Raw genomic sequence first — 19,985 nt, forward strand, 5'->3', positions numbered from 1 at the left:
CGCCTCCATCCGTACCTACCGCATCCGATAATCGATACAGATTCGTTCAGTTGTGGAACAACTCACGTTAACTGAGACGACAGGGCGCGCCAAGGTATCGGAGTTCGCCGGGGCGACTACGCTCCGTTGTTCTCCTGGGCAGGGTGGCTTCCCTGGACGGGCTCGACGTTCTCGTCCGAGCTCGCGACGAGCGGGCGCAATCCGTACCAGGCCAGTCGCATAACGTACTCGGCGGCATCCTCCGCGGTCACGCCCTCGGTCCGGACGTACCACCGGGACAGTCGTTCGCAGGCGCCCACGATGATCTCGGCGATCGCGTCCAGCGTCTGGCCGGGCACATGCGGCACGAACGTTTCCAGAAGCGCCCGGTCAAGCGTGGTCTGCTCGGTGCGGATCTCCTCGATCGCTTCTGCCGCCGCGCTACCGGCGAGCGCGCCTTCGTTGTTCAGTACCAGCTGCCAGGACAGTCGGTGTTCATCGGCGTAGCGAAAGAACGCGGTGAATCCACTGCGCAGCGCCATCTCCGGATCGGTGATCCCGGCGGCGGCATTTGCCACGCAGTCGAAAAGCTCCGCCTTGGCGCGCCGGATGCAGGCGACCAGCAGTCCCTCTTTGGAGCCGAAGTACTCGTAGATCATCGGTTTGGAGACGCCGACGCGCGCGGCGATGTCGTCCATCGAGGAAGCCACGAAACCCTGCTCGACGAACACTTCCTCGGCAATGGTGAGCATCTGTTGCTCGCGCTCGGCCCGTGGCATCCGCTTCTTGCGCGGCGCGCTCGTCGTCATGCGCCCAGTCTACCCGATCCCTACCGGAAGTAACCTACTCGTAGTAAGGTAATCGGTGAAAAGCCCGACGGCTACCGCTGAGTCGCAGTTGACCAGCTGGAACGCGAGGAGGACCGGCGTAATGAGCAAGCGGGAAACGGCTAAGGTCGTCATCGTTGGAACCGGGTTTTCCGGGCTCGGCATGGCCATCGCGCTCAAGAAGGACGGCCAGCACGACTTCGTGATTCTGGAGAAGGCAACCGATATCGGCGGTACCTGGCGGGACAACACCTATCCAGGGTGCGCATGTGATGTTCAGTCGCATATGTACTCGTTCTCCTTCGAGCAGAATCCGGAGTGGTCACGGTCGTTCTCGCCGCAGCAGGAGATCTGGGACTACATGCGGCGCGTCGTGGACAAGTACGACCTGCGCCGGCACATCCGCTTCGGCGTCGAGATGACCGGTGCGCGCTGGGACGAATCAGCTGGGCAGTGGCAGGTAGAGACCACATCCGGTGCCGAGTTCATCGGTCAGTTCCTGGTGTCCGGCGTCGGGGCACTGCATATTCCGAAGACGCCGGAGCTGCCGGGGTTGTCCGAGTTCTCCGGCCCGGTCTTTCATTCCGCGAACTGGGATCACGACGTTGACCTGCGCGGCAAGCGAGTCGCGGTGATCGGTACCGGCGCGAGTTCGATCCAGTTCGTCCCGCAGATCGCGCCGGACGTGCGCGAACTGCACCTGTTCCAGCGGACGCCGTCGTGGATCATGCCCAAACCGGATCACGAGATTCCGGAACGGATGAAGCGGATGTTCCGCTCGGTGCCGGGCGCACAGCGGGTCTACCGCAACCTGTTGTACTGGTTCCTCGAGTCGCGCGCGATCGGCTTCAACGGCCATCCGAAGCTGCAGAAACTCGGCGAGCAGGTCGCCAAGCGGCATCTGGCCAAGCAGGTCCCGGACCGGGCGATGCGGCGGGCGTTGACCCCGGACTACACCATGGGCTGTAAGCGGGTGCTGATCTCCAATGATTTCTACCCGGCGCTGAACAGAGACAACGTCGAGCTGGTCACCACCGGGATTCGCGAGGTGCGGCCGAACGGCGTGGTGAGCGCGGACGGCACGGAGCGCGAGGTGGACGCGATCATCCTGGGTACGGGCTTCCATGTCACCGATGCGTTCGACTACCTGGACATCACCGGCCTGGACGGACGGAAGCTCACCAAGCAGTGGCAGCAGGAGGGCATGCAGACCCATCTCGGGATCAACGTCGCGGGTTTCCCGAACCTGTTCTTCCTGCTCGGGCCGAACACCGGGCTGGGGCACAACTCGGTGGTCTTCATGATCGAAGCGCAGATTCGCTATGTGGCACAGGCACTCCGGCTGGTCGAGCGGCACCGGGCGCAAGCGCTTGATGTGCGTGAACGAGTGCAGGCAGGCTTCAACGAGGAGATCCAGCACAAGCTGATCAAGGGCGTATGGAGCCAGGGCGGCTGCACGAGCTGGTACCTGGACGCGATGGGGGTGAACCGCACCGTATGGCCGGGGTTCACCTGGCGGTACTGGCAGCGCACCCGCCGAATCAACGCCGCGGACTTCGAACTGCTCGGCGCCGCGTAACTGGGCGAAAGCGGCGCCGGGGGCTGGTTAGTCGTTCGCGGCGTGCGCGGCGGCAGGGGTGGCGAGATTACGAAGCTTGGCGATCAGCTGCACGGTCTCCAGCCCGCACAATTGGGCGAGGTTTTCCAGGGCGGCGATATCCAGCAGCACCTCGGTGTCCCCCCGAACGGGGTCCACCTGGGCCAGCCGGCCCTTGGCCCAGCGGTGCAGCGGCCACAGCTCCGGCTGTTGGTCCTGGACGATGATGGTGAGGTCGAGTCGAACCCGGTCGACGGGCGAGTCGCTGAACATCCGCTCGTGCACCCTGGCAAGCAGGTCGTGCGGCAGCTCGTCCAACGCGAGGCAAATCTCCACTAGCCGAGTGACCGAGCACTGTCGGGTGCCCAGCTCATAGGTCGCGAGCGTTTGCAGCGAGATATCGCTCTGTAGGTGCTGGTTGAGCTCCTTACGGGTCCAGCCCCTGCGCTTGCGCAGCTTGCGGATTTCTTCACCAAGAATCCGCTGGTAGGTCACCACGTCCATCTGCACGGCTCGTCGCCCTTCGGCCGGTCGTTCCACTGTGCGCTGAGCATCGGCCGGATGGGCCGGTGCCTGCTTGTGTAAGGAATGGCCGAGGTCCGATCCGATTACGCGGAACTGGTCAGCGAATTTTCGAGATTCTTGTGTACCGTCGCGGCCCCCGGCTGGCGCCGTACCGTCGCGGGCGGCGGTTTTCCCAGCTTGGCGGGGTTGTGCGCCACCCCAACGAGCGCGTGAAACGTGAGAAGTACTCGCTAACGGCAAGCCGAGGAGTGTTCTACATTACTCTACTCGCGTTCCGCCGTCTGGGGGAACGGTTTCGCGCGAGGGTGACCTAGCCAGGTCGCCAAGTGCGGCCACGACACACCTGTGTACCCACTGTGACCGCGTTCGGAAGAGAAAACGTTGGTGAGGGTGCGGTGGCCGGGCTACACCTGACCGCAATCTTTAGGGATCTTGCGGTCACTGAGCGCAGGATCGTGCCGGCCCGCCAGGGCCACGCAAGCGTTCGCGAGTTAGTTGACGCAGGGGACGCCGTCGGCGGTGATCTTGCCGGGGCCGCCGTTCGTCTCGCTGCTGTCCGACTCCTCCGGCGCCTGCGCGGGAGCCAGCCCGTTGAGGTCCAGCTGCTTCGCCCCGCTCAGTTGATCTGGGCCCTGGTAATCGGTACCGAGCAACACTGAGACGTGCCCGCTCGGCACGTTCGGGTCCGGCTCGGCGGTGGCCGGGCTGCCCAGCTGGCCAACTACCTGCTCGGCGTTGGCTTCCTCGCCGGGTGGATGGCGCACCACCGTGCTGGTGCGGGACTCCGCGTTCCCGGTGATACCGGTGCCGAAACCGTCGCTGGTGAGCGCCTCGGACACGGTGGCGGCGAGCGCGGTTTCCCCCGAGGCGTTGAAGACGTCCACCGTGATCGCGGAGTTGTCCGCGTCGGAATCCGACTGGCCGCCGCCGTTGTTGTCCGGTTTCGGTTCGCCAGTGAGCCCGCTGACGAACTCCTGCACCCGAGCCGGATCGACTTCCAGCGCTACCCCGTCCTCGGGCGTGTAGAGCTCCATGTTCTCGATCGGAATGGTGTCGAACTCGATCTGCCCACCGGTCAGGCCACGCATCCGCTGGGCGAAGCCCAGGATGTCCCAGCCCTGGTCGAGCACGACCGATTTCTTCATCGCCTCGATCAGCTCGTTCAGCTTGCCCTGGTCGGCCAGCGTGCCCGCGGACAGGATGCGTTGCGCCAGACCGGCCATGAATACCTGCTGGCGCACGATCCGGTCCAGATCGCCGCGCGGCAGGCCGTGCCGCTGCCGAACGAACGACAGTGCCTTCGCGCCGGAGATCGTCTGCACACCGGCCTGGAAGTTCGCCCCGGAGTACTCCTCCTGGACGGGCTCATTGAGACAGACCTCGACGCCGCCAACGGCCTTGGTGATCTCGCTGAAGCCGAGCAGGTTCACCTCGGCGTAGTGGTCGATGGTGGTCCCGGTGAGCTGCTCCACGGTCCCGATGAGGTTCTTCGCGCCCTCCTGGTTGCTGCGCACCTCGAGTTCCGAGGAGTCGGCGACACCCTCCTGCTGCAGTTCGTTTCGCGCGGTTGCCTTGGCCCGCGCATACGCGGAGTTGAGTTTGTGCTGGCCGTAGCCGGGGATGTCCACATAGGTGTCCCTCGGCAACGAGATCGCGGTGGCCTTGCTTCCGTCGTTCGGAATGTGTACGAGGATCAGGGTGTCGGTGTTCGTCTCGCCATCGGACACCCCGGCGCGCAGCTCGCGCAGAACCTTCTCCGGCAGCGGGTTGCCCTGTGCGTCGGTACGGCTGTCCATCCCGACGAGCAGGATGTCGATCGCGCCGTCGGCGGGCATCTCGCCGCCGCCCTCGGAGCCGATCACATCGGCCAGGGTCATTCCGTCGGTCAGGCCGTTCAGCGTGGCCCATGCGTAGCCGGTCACCGTCATGATCAGTGCCGAAACAAGCGCTAACGCGATCTTCGCGCCGCGAATGGGCCCCATTCCGCTACGTTTGCGCTTTTTGCCCGGTGGCGGGCGCCGGCCCCCGCCACCGCCCGTGGGCGGATCCGGCTCAACCGGGCGGACCGTCGCGCGCTGCTGCCGGTTCGGCTGCACCGGCCGGCCACCCGGCTGGGTCGGCGCGTCGGCGCCGCGTGGCGGATCCAGCCTGCCGCGCATCGCGCCCCGGGAACCCGGGTACTGGTTTGGGCTGCGCCGGGCGTCGTAGGGAGGGAGCTCACGACCGCGAGGTCCCTGCGGGCGTCCTGGCCCGTTGGGCCGGTACGGCCTGCGGGGTGGACCGTTCTCCACTCCCCGTCCTCCTCACCGCGTCTAGCCGGGTAGCGCGTGGCGGTAGCCAGCGCACGCTCAGTAGACGCACGGCCGTGCCGTGCGGTTGTCGTAGCGTGACACACGCTTTTGTGGCTGGGCCGGATGGCACCCTGATCGGTGTGGCGTATCCCGCATTCGCTTCACCTGACCGGAGCAGCTGCGCGAGTCCGCATACGGACCGTGTTTACCGTGATCGCGATGGCGGCTGCCAGTGCCAGAAGCCCCGGCATCCCGTGCACGGCGACCGTGGTGGCCCGTTCGACGGTGGTGTCGCCGGCCATCAGCATCGGCGGCAGGCAGGCGAGCGCGGTGAGTAGCCAGGTGCCCAGCCGGTCGGCGCGATAGCCGCGTACGGCGTGCAGCAAGAACCAGCCGAGCACCAGGTGAAGCACATTGGTCAGCGGTTGCGTGCTCAGTTCGGTCAGCGGCTCCGGCAGTACCACTTCGTTCAGCCCAGCGAGCGCGAAACCGAAAACGCCGAGCAGTCCGAAACCCACCCCAAGCACGGTGGCCAGCCTGGCGAACATCGAATCCACCGAGGGCACTGACCAACCGAACGCCCAGCGGAACCCGTCGCCGCGTTCGCTGCACCAGAAGGCGAGCAGCGCCGGTATCGCAAGCAGGGCGAGCGCGGTGAGCTGACGAGGCTGCAGCAGCCAGGACAGCCCGCCTAGCGCCGCGGCCGGCGCTTCCGGCAGGTGCACGGCGGCCACCGCGAGAATCACCACGGCGAGCAGCCCCAGATACAGCGTCATCGGCGTGGCGCGGGTAAACGAGATCACCCGCCAGACCGGAGTGGTACCGCTGAGCCGGGTCAGCGGGCCACGGAGCAGCAGCAGAACACCGAGCTGCGCGAGTCCAAGAAACAGCAGGGCGCTCGCCGAAACGCCAAGGGGCGGCACGAACTCGGTGGTCGGCAGCAGTGTGCTCGACTGTCCACTTGCGCGGATCAGCAGTGCGAGGCCGAGGCCGCCAACCAGGACGGCGCCGAGCAACGCCGGTCGGGGCAGCCGTTGGATCGCGCCGTCCGCGTAGCCAAACCCGAGTTGTTGGGCCAGCAGGGCAAGGGCCAGCCCAGCGAGGATGCCGCGCGACCCGTCCGCGGATACGCCCAGCCACCCGGCGAGCGGGCCGAACAGCAGCACGACGCCGGCCAGCACGAGCGGCACGGTCAGTGGCGCACGGGCATGCAGCCACGCCATCAGTGGAGTCGCCATCACGGTGAGCAGATAGCAGCCGAGTAACCAGAGTGGTTGCGCGGTGATCGCGGTCAGCCGTTCGGTCGTTGCCGCATCCACCCCGAGTAGCTCGAGCGAAACCGGCACCACCACCAGTGCGAGGATCAATGCGAGTACCGGCCGCAGCAGCCAGCTCATCCGGCCGGTCAGGTAGTGCAGGAAACCGCCACCGGTCGCATACACCGCCCGCCAACTGTGCAGATTCGCATGCCCGCCGGCGAAGAAGAACACCACGGCCAGCTGGCACAGCCAGGTCAGCGGCCACCACCACGTTGACCCGCCGCCCCGCCAGTTCGCAAAGATCACCACGGTCGTACCGAGCACGATGCCGACAAGACTGGCCACCCTGAGCAGCGCGAGGTAGCGATCGGCACTGGCCTGCTGGGCCGGGCTGAACTGCTGGGTGGGGATGGGCTGTTGGGCGGGGATGGACGGCACGTCAGCAGGCGGCCTGGAGGCCCGTGCGGGTTTTGCCGCGGTGCGCCCGCCGGAGCGGCCCCATGCGCCCAGCCGGACACCCAACAGCAGGCCAACCACGAGCAGGCCGAATACCCATGGTCCGATTGGTTCGCCGGTCGGTGGCCCCCAGCGCTGATGCCAGGAGTTGAGCACCATCCCCGCGGTGTACAGCGAGGCGACGGTATGACACAGCCGTTTGGTATCGCGCGGGTTGTCCTCGCAGCGGTAGTGCATATCGGTGGACAGCTGGGCGTCCAGCCGGTACCGCAGCTCCCCGCCCAGCGGTTCGCCCTTGGCCTGCGCATAGCGCAGTAGGTCATAACCGAGGTCGTGCGCCTGGCAGCCGACCCGGTAGTCCCAGCGGGTGTTGTCGTCGCCCCATGGCGCGGAGCAACCACCACCTACGTGCACGCCACGCTGGGTGCCGTCCGGCGCGGTCGCATGGGCGTAGCGGACCCCGGTTACCGCGCTGAAGTCGGCCGGCAGCGAGGCGAGTGGATCCACGTCCACCCGGGGATCCAGTAGCCGGTTCACGGTTTCCGCCGCCGCCACCACATCGGGGTCGCGAGGTGCCGTATCGGGCGGTGCTGTCGATCGGGAACTGACCAGACCGAAGCCCACCACGGTGATCGTGACCAGCGCCAACCACAGCACACGGGGCAGCGGCCGAGGTCGTCCCGGCCGTCTGCGTCGCGTGCCGTCCAATGTCGGCAGCTCAGCTGTACCTACGGTCATACGGTCGCCTGTGGAGCGTCGTGGAGTGTCAGCCCTTGCGTGGTACTGCGGCAAATCTACGTGCATCAGGCGGGTCTTGGGGGATCTCCGCGGCACGCGCCGCGAATGTCCGTTCCGGGTTTTCGGTGTTATTGGCGTTTTCGGCGCTTGTTGTCGCCGGGCTCCGTACGGTCGCACCGATCACCGGAACGCCGGGTCGGTCGACGGGCGGTCGGTATTGGGCGTGTACCGGTCAGCCGCACCGATGATGGCGCCGCGAGCGAACCCGCCCAGGGCAGCGGCCCGGACAGTCGTTCGGTTGGCTGACCCTTGCTCGGGTGAAAATGGTCGTTTCGGCAGCTCTGAGTGATGTCTACGGTCGGCTGTGTCACCTGTTTGTCCAGTTGACTAGCTGGCCAGTACTACCGGGGCTGTAACTCTATGGACGTTCGTCGTATCGAGGTGACCGCTCGCCGAGCAACAGCGCAGTCACGTCGGAAATACCCCAAGAATGAGATTCGAACCGCGGTTGAGGATTGACCGCAATGGGTAGTGGATTCCTTACGGATCCAGGGATACGGGTAGTCGGGGAGAACTGATGGGCATGCTGAGCGGCAAAGCCGTGGTGGTGACCGGCGCGGGGCGGGGACTTGGCCGCGCGTTCGCCCTCCATGCCGCGCAGGCTGGCGCGCACGTCGTCGTGAACGACGTGGACGGCGAGCTCGCCGAGGAGACCGCGGAGAGCATCGTCGCGCAGGACGGTACCGCGGTGGTCAGTGATCACAGTGTTGCCGATCCAGGGCAGGCGCGTGCGATCATGCGGCTGTGCCATGACGAGTTCGGCCGGTTGGACGGTTTGGTGAACAATGCCGGGCTGAACTACGAGGCGGTGTCCTGGCTGGATGATCCGGCGCGGATGCGCGATGTGGTCGAAGTGAACGTGCTCGGGGTGATGTACTGCGGGGTCGCCGCGGCGGAGCTGATGGCCACTTCGGGTGGCGGCAGCATCGTGAACATCTCGTCTGGAGCGTCACTCGGACAACGCAAGCTCGCCACGTACGCGGCGACCAAGGGCGCGGTGTCCTCATTGACCTACTCCTGGGCGCTAGACATGGAGGAGATCGGGATCCGGGTGAACGCGGTGTGCCCGCTCGCGCATACCCGGATGGTGTGGGCTTCGGAACGGTCGTTGCGCAATTGCCCACCGGAGCGCACTCCGGCGCGGATTGCCCCGGTGGTTCTGTTCCTACTCAGTGAGCGGTCGGCGGGTATCACCGGGCAGGTCGTGCGGTGCAACGGTCCACAGTTGCACATTATGGGTCAGCCGCATCTGAAGGCGCCCATCCTGGAACGCGACGTCTGGGACTCGGATTCCGTTGAGCGCGCCTTCGACGAGGTGTTCAGCGGTCATCTCGAACCGTATGGCCTGGAGAAGCGGATGCCGCCGAAGCTGCGCAAGTGGACGGAGCCGTTGCGCAGCGCGTAACCCGGGGGGAGAGCGCGGGACGCTGGCAAGTCCACTGCCAGCGTCCCGCATTCCTTCGTTCTGTCTAGCTATGGATAGCTAGGTGCTATTCCGGATACTCGCCCTGAGTCTGCGCGTTGAACTCATCCATCTTGACCTGCTTGGCCGGGTTCGTGCGCGGATCGTTGATATCCAGGACATCCAGTCCTTCTTGGATATCCGACGAGTAGATGTGGCCGTTGTAGTAGTACGCCGACCACGACCCGGCGGTTGCCGGCTGGCCGTCCGGGTCAGCGAACGGGCCGCGTTCCCAGAACCCGATCTGCTCGGGATTGGCCGAGTCGGTGAAATCCCATACGGCCACGCCGCCCTGATACCAGGCCTGGACCATGATGTCCTTGCCCTTGACGGGAAGCAGTGAACCGTTGTGCGCCACGCAGTTCTCCGAATCCTGCTGTACCCGGTCGATCTTGAAGTAGCTGCGGAATTCCAGCTGTGGCCCGGATTCGCCTTCGGTGATGTCGTAGATCCCGTCGGCTCCCCGGTTGGCGCCGATATCGGCACCGCATGCCGGGGCGCCACCGCCGCCCAGTTCGTCCGTGAACACGACCTTGGTTCCGGCGTTGTTGAATGTCGCGGAGTGCCAGAACGCGAAACTCTCGTCATCCTGGACCTGCTCGATCACCTTGGGCTTGGTTCGGTCACTGATATCCATCAGGATCCCGTCACCCATACAAGCGCCGGCCGCGAGGTCCTTACTCGGGTACACCGTGATGTCGTGGCAGCCCGTGGTCTGCGTGGTGTAGTTGTCCGGGAACTCGCCAGGCGTGCCAGGATGCCCGCCTTCCGGGAACAGCACCGGCTCGTCGAGCACCGAGGCCGACTCGGGATCGTCAAGTGGCACCTGGACGATGGAGATCAAGTCGTGTGGCGGGGTGCAGTTGGTGAACTCCGGTGCCGGACTGTAGGAGGACACATAGAGGTAGGCGTTCTCACCCGCGTCATCGGGCACCAGGGTGTGGGTATGCGAGCCGCATTTCGTCTGCACCGACTGCAGGTAACGCGGGTTGTGCTTATCGCTGATGTCGAAGATCTTGATGCCCTCCCAGGCGCCTTCGGCATCACGTGGCACCGGTTCGCTGTCGCAGCTGTCGCTGCTGCGGGTGACATCAGTGGAAAGGAACAGCAGATCACCGGTGACCGATACGTCATTCTGCGAGCCTGAGCAGTGCACCTGGCTGGCGATCCGCGGCTTGCGCGGCTTGGAAATATCGTAGATGACGAAGCCGTCGTAGTTGCCCGCGATCGCGTAATCACCGGTGAAGGCGAGGTCGGTACCGAAAGCCGCGGTGTTGTCGAAGGGTTCCTGTTTCGGAATATTCGCAAGTTGTCGCATATTCGGGCTGCTGATCACGTCCGAAGTCGACGCGGTCTCCTCGGTTTGCTGCGCGGCCGCGGGCATTCCGGCGAGCGCCGCGGTCGCGCCGATCGCGAGCGCGCCCAAGGCGGCGACCAGTATGCGGCGAGCCCGGCGCGAGCGGTAACCGGCCGTTGTGGTCATGCCTTCCTCCCTGCTCGGTGATTACTTACCAATAGCAGGAACTATTCACAAACAAAACGTCCGTAAGGGTGGTTTCCGTACAAACGTTGCCTTGTGGTCGGTATCCGGAATGTGGTGAGCTGGCTGGGAAAGCTAAACCTGCTGGTGGGGAGGCCGTGTCATGATTCGCCGGGCCGTCGGTGGTCTCTGCCTGGTGAGCTGCGTAGCGCTTGGCCTCACCGGTTGTACCGGTGGGGAGGACGAAGCCGCGTCGGCAGCGAACTCCGCGCCGGTGCTCGCGCCGCGGGGACCTGGCGAGCCGGCCGGCACCCTGTCGCCAGGCGAAGCCGACCGCGATGCGCCCGCGGTCACCGAACACGATGTGGCGTATATGCGGAAGATGATCCCGCATCACCAGCAGGCCGTCGAGATGTCCGAACTCGCGCCCGAGCAGGCTGGCAGTGCGTCGGTGCGCGAGTTGGCCAGCCGGATCGGCGAGACTCAGGGGCCGGAGATCGAGGGCATGCGGATCTGGCTACGCCAGAACGGCGAGGACGCGCCGCCAGCAGACCAACACCATGACCACCAGGGGCACGATGCGCACGGTGACATGCCTGACATGCCTGACATGCCTGACATGCCCGGCATGGCCAGTCCGGATCAGCTCCGCGCACTGGCCAACGCCTCGGGCGCGGAATTCGACCGCCTCTTCCTGCGGCTGATGATCACCCATCACGAGGGCGCGCTGACCATGGCACGCGAACTACACCGTGCCGGCACGGACCCACAGGCGGCCGATCTCGCGCGCGACGTGATCGCGGTACAGACCAAAGAGATCCAGGTGATGAAACGGATGCTGGCCGAGTAATCCGCGCAACGGCGGCCGCACGGTTCAGGTGCTGGTCACCTGACCGAGTCCGGTTTCCGCCAGAATCGTCGCGATACTCGCGATTTCCGCCTCGTTCAGGGGTAGCAGCGGGGTGGCGGTATCCGCGCGGGGAATCACTCCGCGCGTGGCCAGCGCTGCCTTGAAACCACCGAGAGCGCCCGCGGTGAAACCGATCCGGCCGGTATCCGCCACCGAGATGATGTCGAACAACCTGTGCAGTCGCCGCTGCTCGGTGCTGGCGCCCGCGGTGTTGCCAGCGCGGGCCGCATCGTAGAGCCGAACGTAGCCGTGCGGGTCGACATTGCCGAGCCCCGGCACGATGCCGTCCGCGCCAAGCGCGACCGCGGCATCGGCGAACAGTTCGGAACCGGTGAGCACATCGAACCGCAGCCCTTCGGTGTGCCGCAGGATGTCGCGGAACGCGGCCAGATCGCCACTGGAATCCTTGACGGCACAGGCAAGCCCGGCGTGCGCGAGTTCGGCGATCACCGTGGGGCTTAGCCGGGTGCCGACCGCGCTGGGAATATCGTAGGCAACCACCGGGAGATCGATCGCTGCGTTCAGCTGGCGGAAATGCTCGATGATTTCGCTGTCGTGCGGCCGAATATAGAACGGCGCGGTCGTCACCACCGCGTCCGCGCCCAGCTTCTCCGCCTGCCGGGCCTGCTCGATCACCCGCCGGGTTCCGGTGTCCACCGCGCCGGCGACGACCGGCACCGAGCCGGCCGTGGCACCGATGACCACCTCGAGCGCGGTCTGCCGCTGGGCGCTGTCCAGCAGGGCGACCTCGCCGGTCGAGCCGCCGATGAACAGCGCGTGCACTCCGGCACCAAGCTGGAACTCGACGAGTTTCTCCAGCGCCTGCCGGTGCACCGCGCCATCCGCGTCGAAGGGTGTGACCAGTGGCGGAATCACACCGTGGAGCTGCGGAGCCGAAGGTTGGGACACGGGTCGTTCTTCCTCTCGGTTGTCAGGACTGCTTGTTCGCGGCGGGTTCGTGGTTCAGCGCGGGCGCATCCGATGGCACCCGCAGCGCCCGGCCAAGCCGGGCAGGCAGGTTGAGGCCGATGATCAGCGCGACCGTGATGGTGAGCGTGCTGGCCAGTAGCGTCAGCGCGTTGCCAAGCCCGATCTGCTCACCGACGGCCGCGCCGAGCAGTGGCGCGACCGCGCCGCCAAGCGCGCCGACGTTGTAGCTGAAGCCGAGCCCGGCGGCACGCAGTCGGGTGGGGAAGTGATCACCGATGTACTTCGGCAGCAGCCCCGAGATGCCCTGACTGGTCAACTGCATCGCGAACAGCAGGATCCAGAGCAGCAGGATGTTGTCCGAGGACAGCGCGAAGACGGGGAAGACGAACGCGAGCGAGACGACAAGCCCGAGCACGTATGCCCGGCGCGTGCCCAACCGGTCGCCGAGAATGCCAGCCAGGCAGCAGCCCGCCGCATAACCGAGTCCCGCCCAGGTCAGCGCGGTGGATACGGAACCCTCGTCGAAGCCCAGCTCCGTCTTCAGGTAGGTCGGCAGCAGCGACTGGATCGGCCAGGAGTACAGGAACGCGCAGAAGACGGTCACCATGATCGCGAACATCACCGGCCACAGCTTGCCGCTGAGCTGGACGGCGAACAGGCAGAAGGCAATGATCGCGATGATCACCAGAGCGATCCCGAATCCGCCGGCGTTATCGCTGAAGATCAGGCCAAGCCCGCCGGCGAGCACCACGGACAGCGCGACGTTCGGCCACCTGCGCTTGGCTGAGAACAGCGCGGAGGAGGTGGTGACTTCCTTGCGCGCACCGACATCCCGAACCCATTCCTCGGCCTCGGGCAGCGCCCGGCGCAGGTACAGGGTCAGCGCGATCGGCACCAGTCCGACGTAGAACAGCCAGCGCCAGCCAAGGCTCGGCACGATCACTTCGTACGCGAGGGCGGCGACCACGGTGCCGATCGGGTAAGCGGAAAGCAGGAAGCCGGTTGCCCGGTTCCGCATCGATGTGGGCCAGGACTCCATCACGTAGGTGGCGCTCGAGCCGTACTCGCCGGCCATGCCGATGCCCACGATCGCGCGGAAGATGAACAGCGACCAGTAGCCCCACGCGAACCCGCACAGCGCGCTACCCACGGAGAAGGCAAGGATCGACAGGATCATGGCTGGCTTGCGGCCGTACCTGTCGCCGATCGCCCCGAGGATCAGCCCGCCAAGCCATCTGGAGGCGAAGGCCGCCGAGATCAGCGTGGCCGCCTGGGTGAGCCCGAGATCGAACTCCTCGGCGATCTCGGTGAGCACCAAGGTGATCAGAATGAAGTCGAACCCATCCAGCAGGTAGCCGAGCCACGCGGCGAGAAACGCTTTGCGCTGACCGCGGGAAAGCCGCCAAAAGGACGTCGGCTGCTGAGGTAGCGACGCTGCCATCCGTAAACCTCCATCACATAGGACATCCTATGTCCTCGGGTACAGTAGACCCACCGACCGGAACCGGCAAGACCCGGTTCGTCAGGCATATACACCGAGCGGGTCGGAAAGGAGCAGGGCATGACCACGCTGACCGCGGCTGAGCTGCGCGGGATCTGGGCAAGCGCACTGTTGCCGCTTGATCAGTCGGACGAGATCGACTACGCACGATTGGATGCCGCGCTCGCCGTGCAACTCGCGTCCGGAGTGCAGGGCATCTATACGAACGGCACCGCGGGGGAATTCCACACGCTGACCGAGGCCGAATACGACCGGCTGCACGAGCTGGTGACAGGGCGCTGCGCGGACGCGGGGGTGCCGGTGCAACTGGGTGCCAGCCAGCCGAGTGGGCAGCTGTCTCTCGACCGGATCCGGCGTGCCGCCCGGTTGCGACCGGCGGCCATCCAGGTGATCTTGCCGGACTGGCTACCGCTGCACGCGGACGAGGTCCGCGCCGCGGTACACGGGATGGCCGAGGCTGCCGACGGGGTGCCATTGGTGCTCTACCAGCCGCCCTACGCGAAAACCCAGGTCGATCCGGTGCTGTACGGCCGGCTAGCCACCGAGGTTCCCGCCCTGATCGGGATCAAGGTGCCTGGCGGCGATGACGACTGGTACGCGCGGATGGCCGAGCATGCCGGCGGCCTCGCGATCTTCGTTGCCGGGCACACTCTGGCCAGCGGATACGCCAGGGGAGCGGTTGGTTCCTATGCGAACGTGGCCTGCCTGCATCCTGCCGGGGCGGCCCGCTGGTACGGCCTGATGCGTACGGATCTCTCGGCCGCGTTGGCTGCCGAGGGCCGGCTACGGGCCTTCTTCGACGAGCACATCGCGCCGCTGGCGGCCGAGGGGTACTGCGACCCCGCCTTGGACAAGACGCTGGCCGCGATCGGTGACTGGGCGCCGATCGGTACCCGGGTTCGCTGGCCGCATCGCTCGGTCGACCCCGCGGTGGTCACCGGATTGCGGGCCGCGGCGACCAAAGCCATCCCAGAGTTTGTGGGGCGCTGAGTTCCTGGAGCCCTGATCAGGCGGGCCCTGATCAGACGGGCTTTGATCAGACAGGTATTGGACGCGGCGAGACTAGACTGCGGACAAGCCGGCCGGCGGATGTCCGGCCACGCGGCGGTTGACGAGGAGGATGAGCTGGTGAGCCCGCAGGTGTCCGGGGCGAGGGCCAATCAGCTCGCCCTACAGGAAGCGATCAAGGAACTGATCGTGGATCGCGGCTTGGCTCCCGGCACGCTGCTGCCGACCGAAGCGGAACTGATGACCGAGCTCGGGGTGAGCCGGCATCCGCTGCGTGAAGCGATCAAGGCACTGGAAGCCATCGGGATCGTGGAGATCCGGCACGGTTATGGCACCTATGTCGGTTCGCTCTCGCTCTCGGCGCTGCAAGCGGGCCTTGCGTTTCGCAGTGCGCGTTCCATGAAGGGCGATCTACGGGAGATCCGGAACCTGCTCGAGGTTCGCGAGGTGCTTGAGGCCGGGCTGGTTTCCCGCGTCCTGCGGTCCTACCCGGAACTGGATCTCGAGCGCTTGGCGGCGGCCGTTGTCGAAATGGAGTCCGCCGCGCGGAGTGGTGAGTACGCGCCGGACGCGGACTGGCGGTTCCACGAGACGCTGTACCAGTCCCTTGGCAATACGCTGGTACTCGATCTGCTGCGCGTGTTCTGGACGGTATTCAACGACCTGGACGGTGAGCTGCCCCGCGGTGAGGGCACCCCGGAGGTCACCGCGCGCTGGCACCGGGACATCTACGAGGCGCTGCGCGCGCGGGATGAGCACGCCCTGCGCGCCGCGATGGACGAACACTTCCGCGGTATCCGTGAACGGGTAGCTGGCTCCGTCGATCCTTAAGCCTGAGCCGTTCCCCGTCGAACATCTATCTAGAATGCCCTTCTAATATTAGACTCTAGTGACCGTACGGCGAGTTTGTACGGTTGCGAAGGGTGTGGGGCATGGCCGACGGTGCCGAACGTGCCCGGCTACGCTACGCCTGGCGTGCCCTTTCCGTGGTGAGCATGGCAAGTACGCTGACCGCGCTCGGCAACAGCTCGCTGAATGTGGCATTGCCCGTGGTGGTACGGCATTTCGAGGCGAGTGCCACCGCCGCGAGCTGGATGTTGCTGTCTTTCATGCTGGCCAGCACCGTGCTGATCGTGGTGTTCGGGCGATTGGCCGATATGTTTGGCCGGCGCACGATGTATCTGTGTGGCCTGGCGATCTATACCGGATCCAGCCTGCTGCTGGGGTTCGCGCCAACCGAATGGGTGTTCATCGGGTTGCGGGTGGCGCAGGCAGCCGGGACCGCGATGTTGCTGGCGAACAGCGCGGCCATGCTCACCGACGCCTTTCCGGCCAGCCATCTGGGTCGCGGCATGGGAATCTATATCGCTTCCTTCTCCGTGGCGCAGCTCGTGGGGCCCACCCTCGGCGGGTTTCTCACCTACCGGTTCGGTTGGGAGTGGCTCTTCTGGTACAACGTGCCAATCGGGCTGCTCTGTTTGCTCTGGGGCGCGCTGACGTTGCGCGAGTCGGGAAAGCGTAACCGTTCTGGCGGGGTCGATGTAGCTGGCAACCTACTCGTGGTGCTCTGTCTTGGCAGCCTACTCTTTGGGCTCTCCCAGGTAGGCGATCGAGGTTGGTCCGATCCAGTGGTATTTGGCGGCATCGCCGCGTTCGCCGTGCTGCTCCCGCTGTTCATTCTGGTTGAGCGGCGAAGCGGGCACCCGGTAGTGGATCTCGACCTGTTCCGGGACCGACCATTCGCATTTGGACTGCTCGCGTCGTTCCTGAACGCGGTAGCCCGGTTCGCCGTCGTGCTCCTGATCGCGTTGTTCTACCAGGCCGCGTTCGGAGACAATCCGTTCGAAGCTGGGGTCAAGGTGCTACCGCTCGCGGTGGCCGCGCTGCTCACCTCGGTGTGCTCCGGCCCGCTCCACGCCATCATGCGGCCGCGTACGCTCACTGTCGTCGGCACGATCGTGTCCACCACGGGCCTTGCCGTGCTGCTCGTGGTGATCTCGCCGACGGTGCCGTACTGGTTGGTTGCCGGCTCGCTTGTGTTGATTGGCATTGGTTCCGGGATGTTCATGCCGGCGAACGCCACCGCCCTGCTGCACGAGATGCCGGGGGAACGCCTAGGCATCACCAATGCGCTACGCCTGATGTTGCAGAGCTGTGGCGTGGTGGTGGGTACGGCGCTGGCGTTGTCCGTGGTGACCAGTCCACTCCCGGCCGAGCTACGCCGGCATGTGCTGGCCGGTACGGTGTCCAATGTGTCCGATGAGGCGGTGCGGCAACTTGTTACTGGTTACCAGCTCGCCTTGCTGTGTATGACGGCAATCGGAGTGCTCGCGGTGCTCGCTTGCGTGTTCGCGCGGCAGCGGCGGCCGGCGCACGAGAAGGCGGGCTAGCTTTCAGAAAACGGCTCAGCCTCGACCGGGTGCTTCGTCGCCGAGGAATACATCGGCAAGGTGGCGAGTTCCGTAGTCCGGATGCGGATAGGCGCCGCCGGTGTACGGCGCGTAGAGCGCCTGCTGCTCATAGAGATAGAGCGTGATCGGATTGGACACGTTCTTGACGATGTAGCGCTGGATCTCGTGGATCGCCTGCTCTCGCTCGTCCGCGTCCAACATTGGTCGCTGCTCGTCAATCATCCGATCCAGTTTGGGATCCGCGATGCCATACCAGTTCCGTGCACCCTCCGAGTGCCACTCGGTGCTCAGGAACTCGTCCGAGGACAGCATGGGCGTCTGCAGCCCGAAACCCATCTCGTAGTTCTTCTTTGCCCAGCTCTCCGTGAAGTAGGTCGCGTAGTCCTGCACGTCAAGCTCCACGTTGATCCCGACCTTGGCCAGGTCCTGCTGTACCCACTGGGCCTCCCGCACCACGGTCTCGCCATAGCCGTCCGTGACGATCATTTCGGCGCTGAAACCGTTCGGGTAGCCGGCTTCGGCCAGCAGCGCGCGTGCTTGCCGTGGATCATAGGGCTGCAGCCGGTCCACCTCCTCCGGCGGCAGGCCGCCAAACAGTTTCGGGGTGACCGCGGCCGAGGAACTACCACCCGGCCGTAGTGAGTTCAGCATGTTCTCACGGTCGATCGCCAATGCGATGGCGCGTCGAACGCGAAGGTCGTCGAACGGTTCCTTCTCCTGGTTCAAGTAGATCCGAACCGGCGAGAACGACAGCTCAGCAGCCAGTCGTGGGCGGGGTGTCTGGTTGCGCAGTAGATCGACCATTCGTTTGTCGAAGGACAGCGTGCTCAGGTAGTCGATCCTGGCGGTACGTAGCGCGGCCGCAGCGGCTCCCTGGTCCGGCACGATCGCGACGTGGATCCCGTCCAGATGCGGTTTGTCTTTCTCATAGTAGTTCGGGTGCGCGGAAAGGACCCTTTCCCGGTTACGTTCCCATTTGTCGAGCACGAAGGCGCCCGTGCCAATCGCCTGGGTGCCGAGGTCGAACTCGCCTCGGGTCCCCTCACACGGGAGCATCCACATGAAATGGTTCGCCATGTTCGTATCGAACTCGGCCTGCCGTTGGGAAAGATTGAAGATCACCGTGTAGTCATCCGGTGTTTCGATACTGTCCACTGTACTGATGAGGTTGACCTGGTGGCCGGGAAGTTCCCGGATGCGGTCCATAGTGCACCGGACATCCGCCGAGGTGAACTCCCTGCCGTTGACCGGAGGTACGTCATGGAACCGCACGCCCTCGCGCAGGTTGAACGTCCACCGCGCACCGCCGTTGGACTGCTGCCAGCTCTCCGCGAGATCGCCCTCCAGCTCGTGACTCGCGTACGGGATATCCGGACCGGTCTTGAAGTCGACCAGTTTGCTGTACGTCGAGCCGATCGCGATATGCGTGTTGTATGAGGACTGTTCGTGCGGGTCAAGTGAGCGAGCATCGGATGGCACGGCGTACCGGTAGATTCCACCCGGTTGCGGCGGACCACTCAACTGCTTGACTTCCTTGCCAGCTTCGCTATCGACGCTGACCCCGGAGAAACAGGCGGAGGTGAGCAACCCGACTACGAGCAAGGGCACGGTCCGGCTGGCCAGACGGGCGCGTTTGCGATGTGACATCGGTGCTCCTCAACGGATCTGTTTGGGATCGAAGAAGTCGCGCAGCGCGTCGCCGAGCAGATTGAACGCGAGCACCGCCACGGCGAGCATCCCGCCGGGGAAGACCACCATCCACGGCGCGATCTCCATATAGCGCGAACCATCGCTCAGCATCAGCCCCCAGGAGGGAGTGGGTGGCGGGGTGCCGACGCCGAGGAAACTCAGCGCGGATTCGGCGATCATCACGATCGCCAGCATCAGGCTCATCACCACGAGCATCGGCGCAAGCAGGTTTGGCAACCCGTGCGTGCGCAGGATGCGCAGCACACCACAACCGTTCGCCCGCGCCGCGGTCACGTACAGCTCTTCTCTGATCTGGAGCATCTGGCCACGCGCGACCCGGTTGAACGAAGGGATGACAAGCAGGCTGAGCGCGATGATCGTATTGCGTACGCTCGGTCCGAGTAGTGCGGCGACGAACAGCAGCAGCACGATGCCGGGGATCGCCATCAGGGTGTCCATCACGCGCTGCAGTACCGAGTCAATCCAGCGCCCGCCGAAGTAGCCCGAGAAGATGCCAATCACGCTGCCGAGCACACCGCCGGTCGCCAGCGTCGCGAGCGCGACGAGCAACGAGGTACGGGCGCCATAGAGCACCCTGCTGAACACATCGCGGCCGAGATCATCGGTGCCCAGCCAGAACTCACCGCTTGGCGGCAGTTGGATCGCATCCCGGTGCTGGGCGACCGGGTCGTACGGGGCGATCAGTGGCGCGAACAAGGCGGCGAGCACGAAGATGATGATCACGCCGAGTGCGATCGAGCCGAACGGCTGAGTGCGCGCGAACCGAAGTAGCCCTCGACCGAACGAGGTGAGCCGCCCAGTGCCGGCCGGCCGGTGATCGAGTGTGCTCATCTTGCTCACC

Annotated in this window: 15 protein-coding genes; 6 read left to right on the forward strand and 9 right to left on the reverse strand. The window is 65.4% G+C overall.

Annotation, left to right across the window (positions count from 1 at the left end; genetic code table 11):
* Nucleotides 1–116 precede the first annotated feature (116 nt).
* Nucleotides 117–788, reverse strand: a complete 672-nt coding sequence (locus tag EV191_RS23545; RefSeq protein WP_132879491.1) for a TetR/AcrR family transcriptional regulator — start codon at nt 786–788, stop codon at nt 117–119.
* A 121-nt stretch (nt 789–909) separates the two neighbouring features.
* Between EV191_RS23545 and EV191_RS23550 the strand changes: the two genes are divergently transcribed.
* Nucleotides 910–2,385 carry a flavin-containing monooxygenase gene (locus EV191_RS23550; protein WP_132879492.1) on the forward strand — a complete coding sequence of 492 codons (1,476 nt, stop codon included), beginning with the start codon at nt 910–912 and terminating at the stop codon, nt 2,383–2,385.
* A 27-nt stretch (nt 2,386–2,412) separates the two neighbouring features.
* On the opposite strand, the gene EV191_RS23555 is transcribed toward EV191_RS23550, so the two are convergent.
* The 3 genes from EV191_RS23555 to EV191_RS23565 form a co-directional block, all read right to left on the reverse strand.
* On the reverse strand, nt 2,413–2,913 hold the full coding sequence (locus EV191_RS23555; RefSeq protein ID WP_207894633.1) for a helix-turn-helix domain-containing protein: 501 nt from the start codon (nt 2,911–2,913) through the stop codon (nt 2,413–2,415).
* A gap of 506 nt (nt 2,914–3,419) precedes the next feature.
* A complete protein-coding gene (locus tag EV191_RS23560) occupies nt 3,420–5,087 on the reverse strand; it encodes an LCP family glycopolymer transferase (RefSeq protein WP_132879495.1) in 1,668 nt (555 codons plus the stop codon).
* A gap of 293 nt (nt 5,088–5,380) precedes the next feature.
* Nucleotides 5,381–7,672 (reverse strand): phospholipase A2, encoded by a 2,292-nt coding sequence (locus EV191_RS23565; protein ID WP_165913071.1) that lies wholly within the window; start codon nt 7,670–7,672, stop codon nt 5,381–5,383.
* A 577-nt stretch (nt 7,673–8,249) separates the two neighbouring features.
* Here EV191_RS23565 and EV191_RS23570 point away from each other — a divergent pair.
* Complete coding sequence (locus tag EV191_RS23570) at nt 8,250–9,137, forward strand: SDR family NAD(P)-dependent oxidoreductase (RefSeq protein ID WP_424565496.1); 888 nt, start codon at nt 8,250–8,252, stop codon at nt 9,135–9,137.
* Nucleotides 9,138–9,222: 85 nt separating this feature from the next.
* Here EV191_RS23570 and EV191_RS23575 read toward each other — a convergent pair whose 3' ends face one another.
* On the reverse strand, nt 9,223–10,677 hold the full coding sequence (locus EV191_RS23575; RefSeq protein WP_132879500.1) for an LVIVD repeat-containing protein: 1,455 nt from the start codon (nt 10,675–10,677) through the stop codon (nt 9,223–9,225).
* A gap of 160 nt (nt 10,678–10,837) precedes the next feature.
* Between EV191_RS23575 and EV191_RS23580 the strand changes: the two genes are divergently transcribed.
* Complete coding sequence (locus EV191_RS23580; protein WP_132879501.1) at nt 10,838–11,524, forward strand: DUF305 domain-containing protein; 687 nt, start codon at nt 10,838–10,840, stop codon at nt 11,522–11,524.
* Nucleotides 11,525–11,548: 24 nt separating this feature from the next.
* Here EV191_RS23580 and EV191_RS23585 read toward each other — a convergent pair whose 3' ends face one another.
* Complete coding sequence (locus EV191_RS23585) at nt 11,549–12,493, reverse strand: dihydrodipicolinate synthase family protein (protein ID WP_132879503.1); 945 nt, start codon at nt 12,491–12,493, stop codon at nt 11,549–11,551.
* Between the two features lie 22 nt (nt 12,494–12,515).
* On the reverse strand, nt 12,516–13,955 hold the full coding sequence (locus EV191_RS23590) for a sialate:H+ symport family MFS transporter (RefSeq protein WP_132879504.1): 1,440 nt from the start codon (nt 13,953–13,955) through the stop codon (nt 12,516–12,518).
* A gap of 120 nt (nt 13,956–14,075) precedes the next feature.
* Here EV191_RS23590 and EV191_RS23595 point away from each other — a divergent pair, with 120 nt between their 5' ends.
* The 3 genes from EV191_RS23595 to EV191_RS23605 all read left to right on the forward strand — a co-directional run bounded on the left by EV191_RS23595 (nt 14,076) and on the right by EV191_RS23605 (nt 17,413).
* Nucleotides 14,076–15,005: a dihydrodipicolinate synthase family protein gene (locus EV191_RS23595; RefSeq protein ID WP_132879506.1), complete on the forward strand. Its 930-nt coding sequence runs from the start codon at nt 14,076–14,078 to the stop codon at nt 15,003–15,005.
* A 99-nt stretch (nt 15,006–15,104) separates the two neighbouring features.
* A complete protein-coding gene (locus EV191_RS23600) occupies nt 15,105–15,854 on the forward strand; it encodes a FadR/GntR family transcriptional regulator (protein ID WP_132879507.1) in 750 nt (249 codons plus the stop codon).
* A gap of 101 nt (nt 15,855–15,955) precedes the next feature.
* A complete protein-coding gene (locus EV191_RS23605) occupies nt 15,956–17,413 on the forward strand; it encodes a DHA2 family efflux MFS transporter permease subunit (RefSeq protein ID WP_132879509.1) in 1,458 nt (485 codons plus the stop codon).
* A 15-nt stretch (nt 17,414–17,428) separates the two neighbouring features.
* Here the strand turns inward: EV191_RS23605 and EV191_RS23610 are convergent, their stop codons facing one another.
* Together EV191_RS23610 and EV191_RS23615 are read right to left on the reverse strand one after the other, a co-directional pair.
* On the reverse strand, nt 17,429–19,081 hold the full coding sequence (locus EV191_RS23610) for an ABC transporter substrate-binding protein (protein ID WP_132879510.1): 1,653 nt from the start codon (nt 19,079–19,081) through the stop codon (nt 17,429–17,431).
* Nucleotides 19,082–19,090: 9 nt separating this feature from the next.
* The gene (locus EV191_RS23615) at nt 19,091–19,975 is read right to left on the reverse strand and encodes an ABC transporter permease (protein WP_132879512.1); all 885 of its coding nucleotides are present in this window, start codon (nt 19,973–19,975) and stop codon (nt 19,091–19,093) included.
* Between the last annotated feature and the right edge of the window lie 10 nt (nt 19,976–19,985).

The organism is Tamaricihabitans halophyticus (assembly GCF_004340875.1).
In the GTDB taxonomy this organism is placed as follows: Bacteria; Actinomycetota; Actinomycetes; order Mycobacteriales; family Pseudonocardiaceae; genus Tamaricihabitans; species Tamaricihabitans halophyticus.

What these genes read in the sequence shown, in the direction of transcription:
- EV191_RS23545 (WP_132879491.1), bottom strand. Translation starts at nt 788, where the DNA reads ATGACGACGAGCGCGCCGCGCAAGAAGCGGATGCCACGGGCCGAGCGC.
- EV191_RS23550 (WP_132879492.1), top strand. Translation starts at nt 910, where the DNA reads ATGAGCAAGCGGGAAACGGCTAAGGTCGTCATCGTTGGAACCGGGTTT.
- EV191_RS23560 (WP_132879495.1), bottom strand. Translation starts at nt 5,087, where the DNA reads ATGCGCGGCAGGCTGGATCCGCCACGCGGCGCCGACGCGCCGACCCAG.
- EV191_RS23565 (WP_165913071.1), bottom strand. Translation starts at nt 7,672, where the DNA reads ATGACCGTAGGTACAGCTGAGCTGCCGACATTGGACGGCACGCGACGC.
- EV191_RS23570 (WP_424565496.1), top strand. Translation starts at nt 8,250, where the DNA reads ATGGGCATGCTGAGCGGCAAAGCCGTGGTGGTGACCGGCGCGGGGCGG.
- EV191_RS23575 (WP_132879500.1), bottom strand. Translation starts at nt 10,677, where the DNA reads ATGACCACAACGGCCGGTTACCGCTCGCGCCGGGCTCGCCGCATACTG.
- EV191_RS23580 (WP_132879501.1), top strand. Translation starts at nt 10,838, where the DNA reads ATGATTCGCCGGGCCGTCGGTGGTCTCTGCCTGGTGAGCTGCGTAGCG.
- EV191_RS23590 (WP_132879504.1), bottom strand. Translation starts at nt 13,955, where the DNA reads ATGGCAGCGTCGCTACCTCAGCAGCCGACGTCCTTTTGGCGGCTTTCC.
- EV191_RS23595 (WP_132879506.1), top strand. Translation starts at nt 14,076, where the DNA reads ATGACCACGCTGACCGCGGCTGAGCTGCGCGGGATCTGGGCAAGCGCA.
- EV191_RS23600 (WP_132879507.1), top strand. Translation starts at nt 15,105, where the DNA reads ATGTCCGGCCACGCGGCGGTTGACGAGGAGGATGAGCTGGTGAGCCCG.
- EV191_RS23605 (WP_132879509.1), top strand. Translation starts at nt 15,956, where the DNA reads ATGGCCGACGGTGCCGAACGTGCCCGGCTACGCTACGCCTGGCGTGCC.
- EV191_RS23610 (WP_132879510.1), bottom strand. Translation starts at nt 19,081, where the DNA reads ATGTCACATCGCAAACGCGCCCGTCTGGCCAGCCGGACCGTGCCCTTG.
- EV191_RS23615 (WP_132879512.1), bottom strand. Translation starts at nt 19,975, where the DNA reads ATGAGCACACTCGATCACCGGCCGGCCGGCACTGGGCGGCTCACCTCG.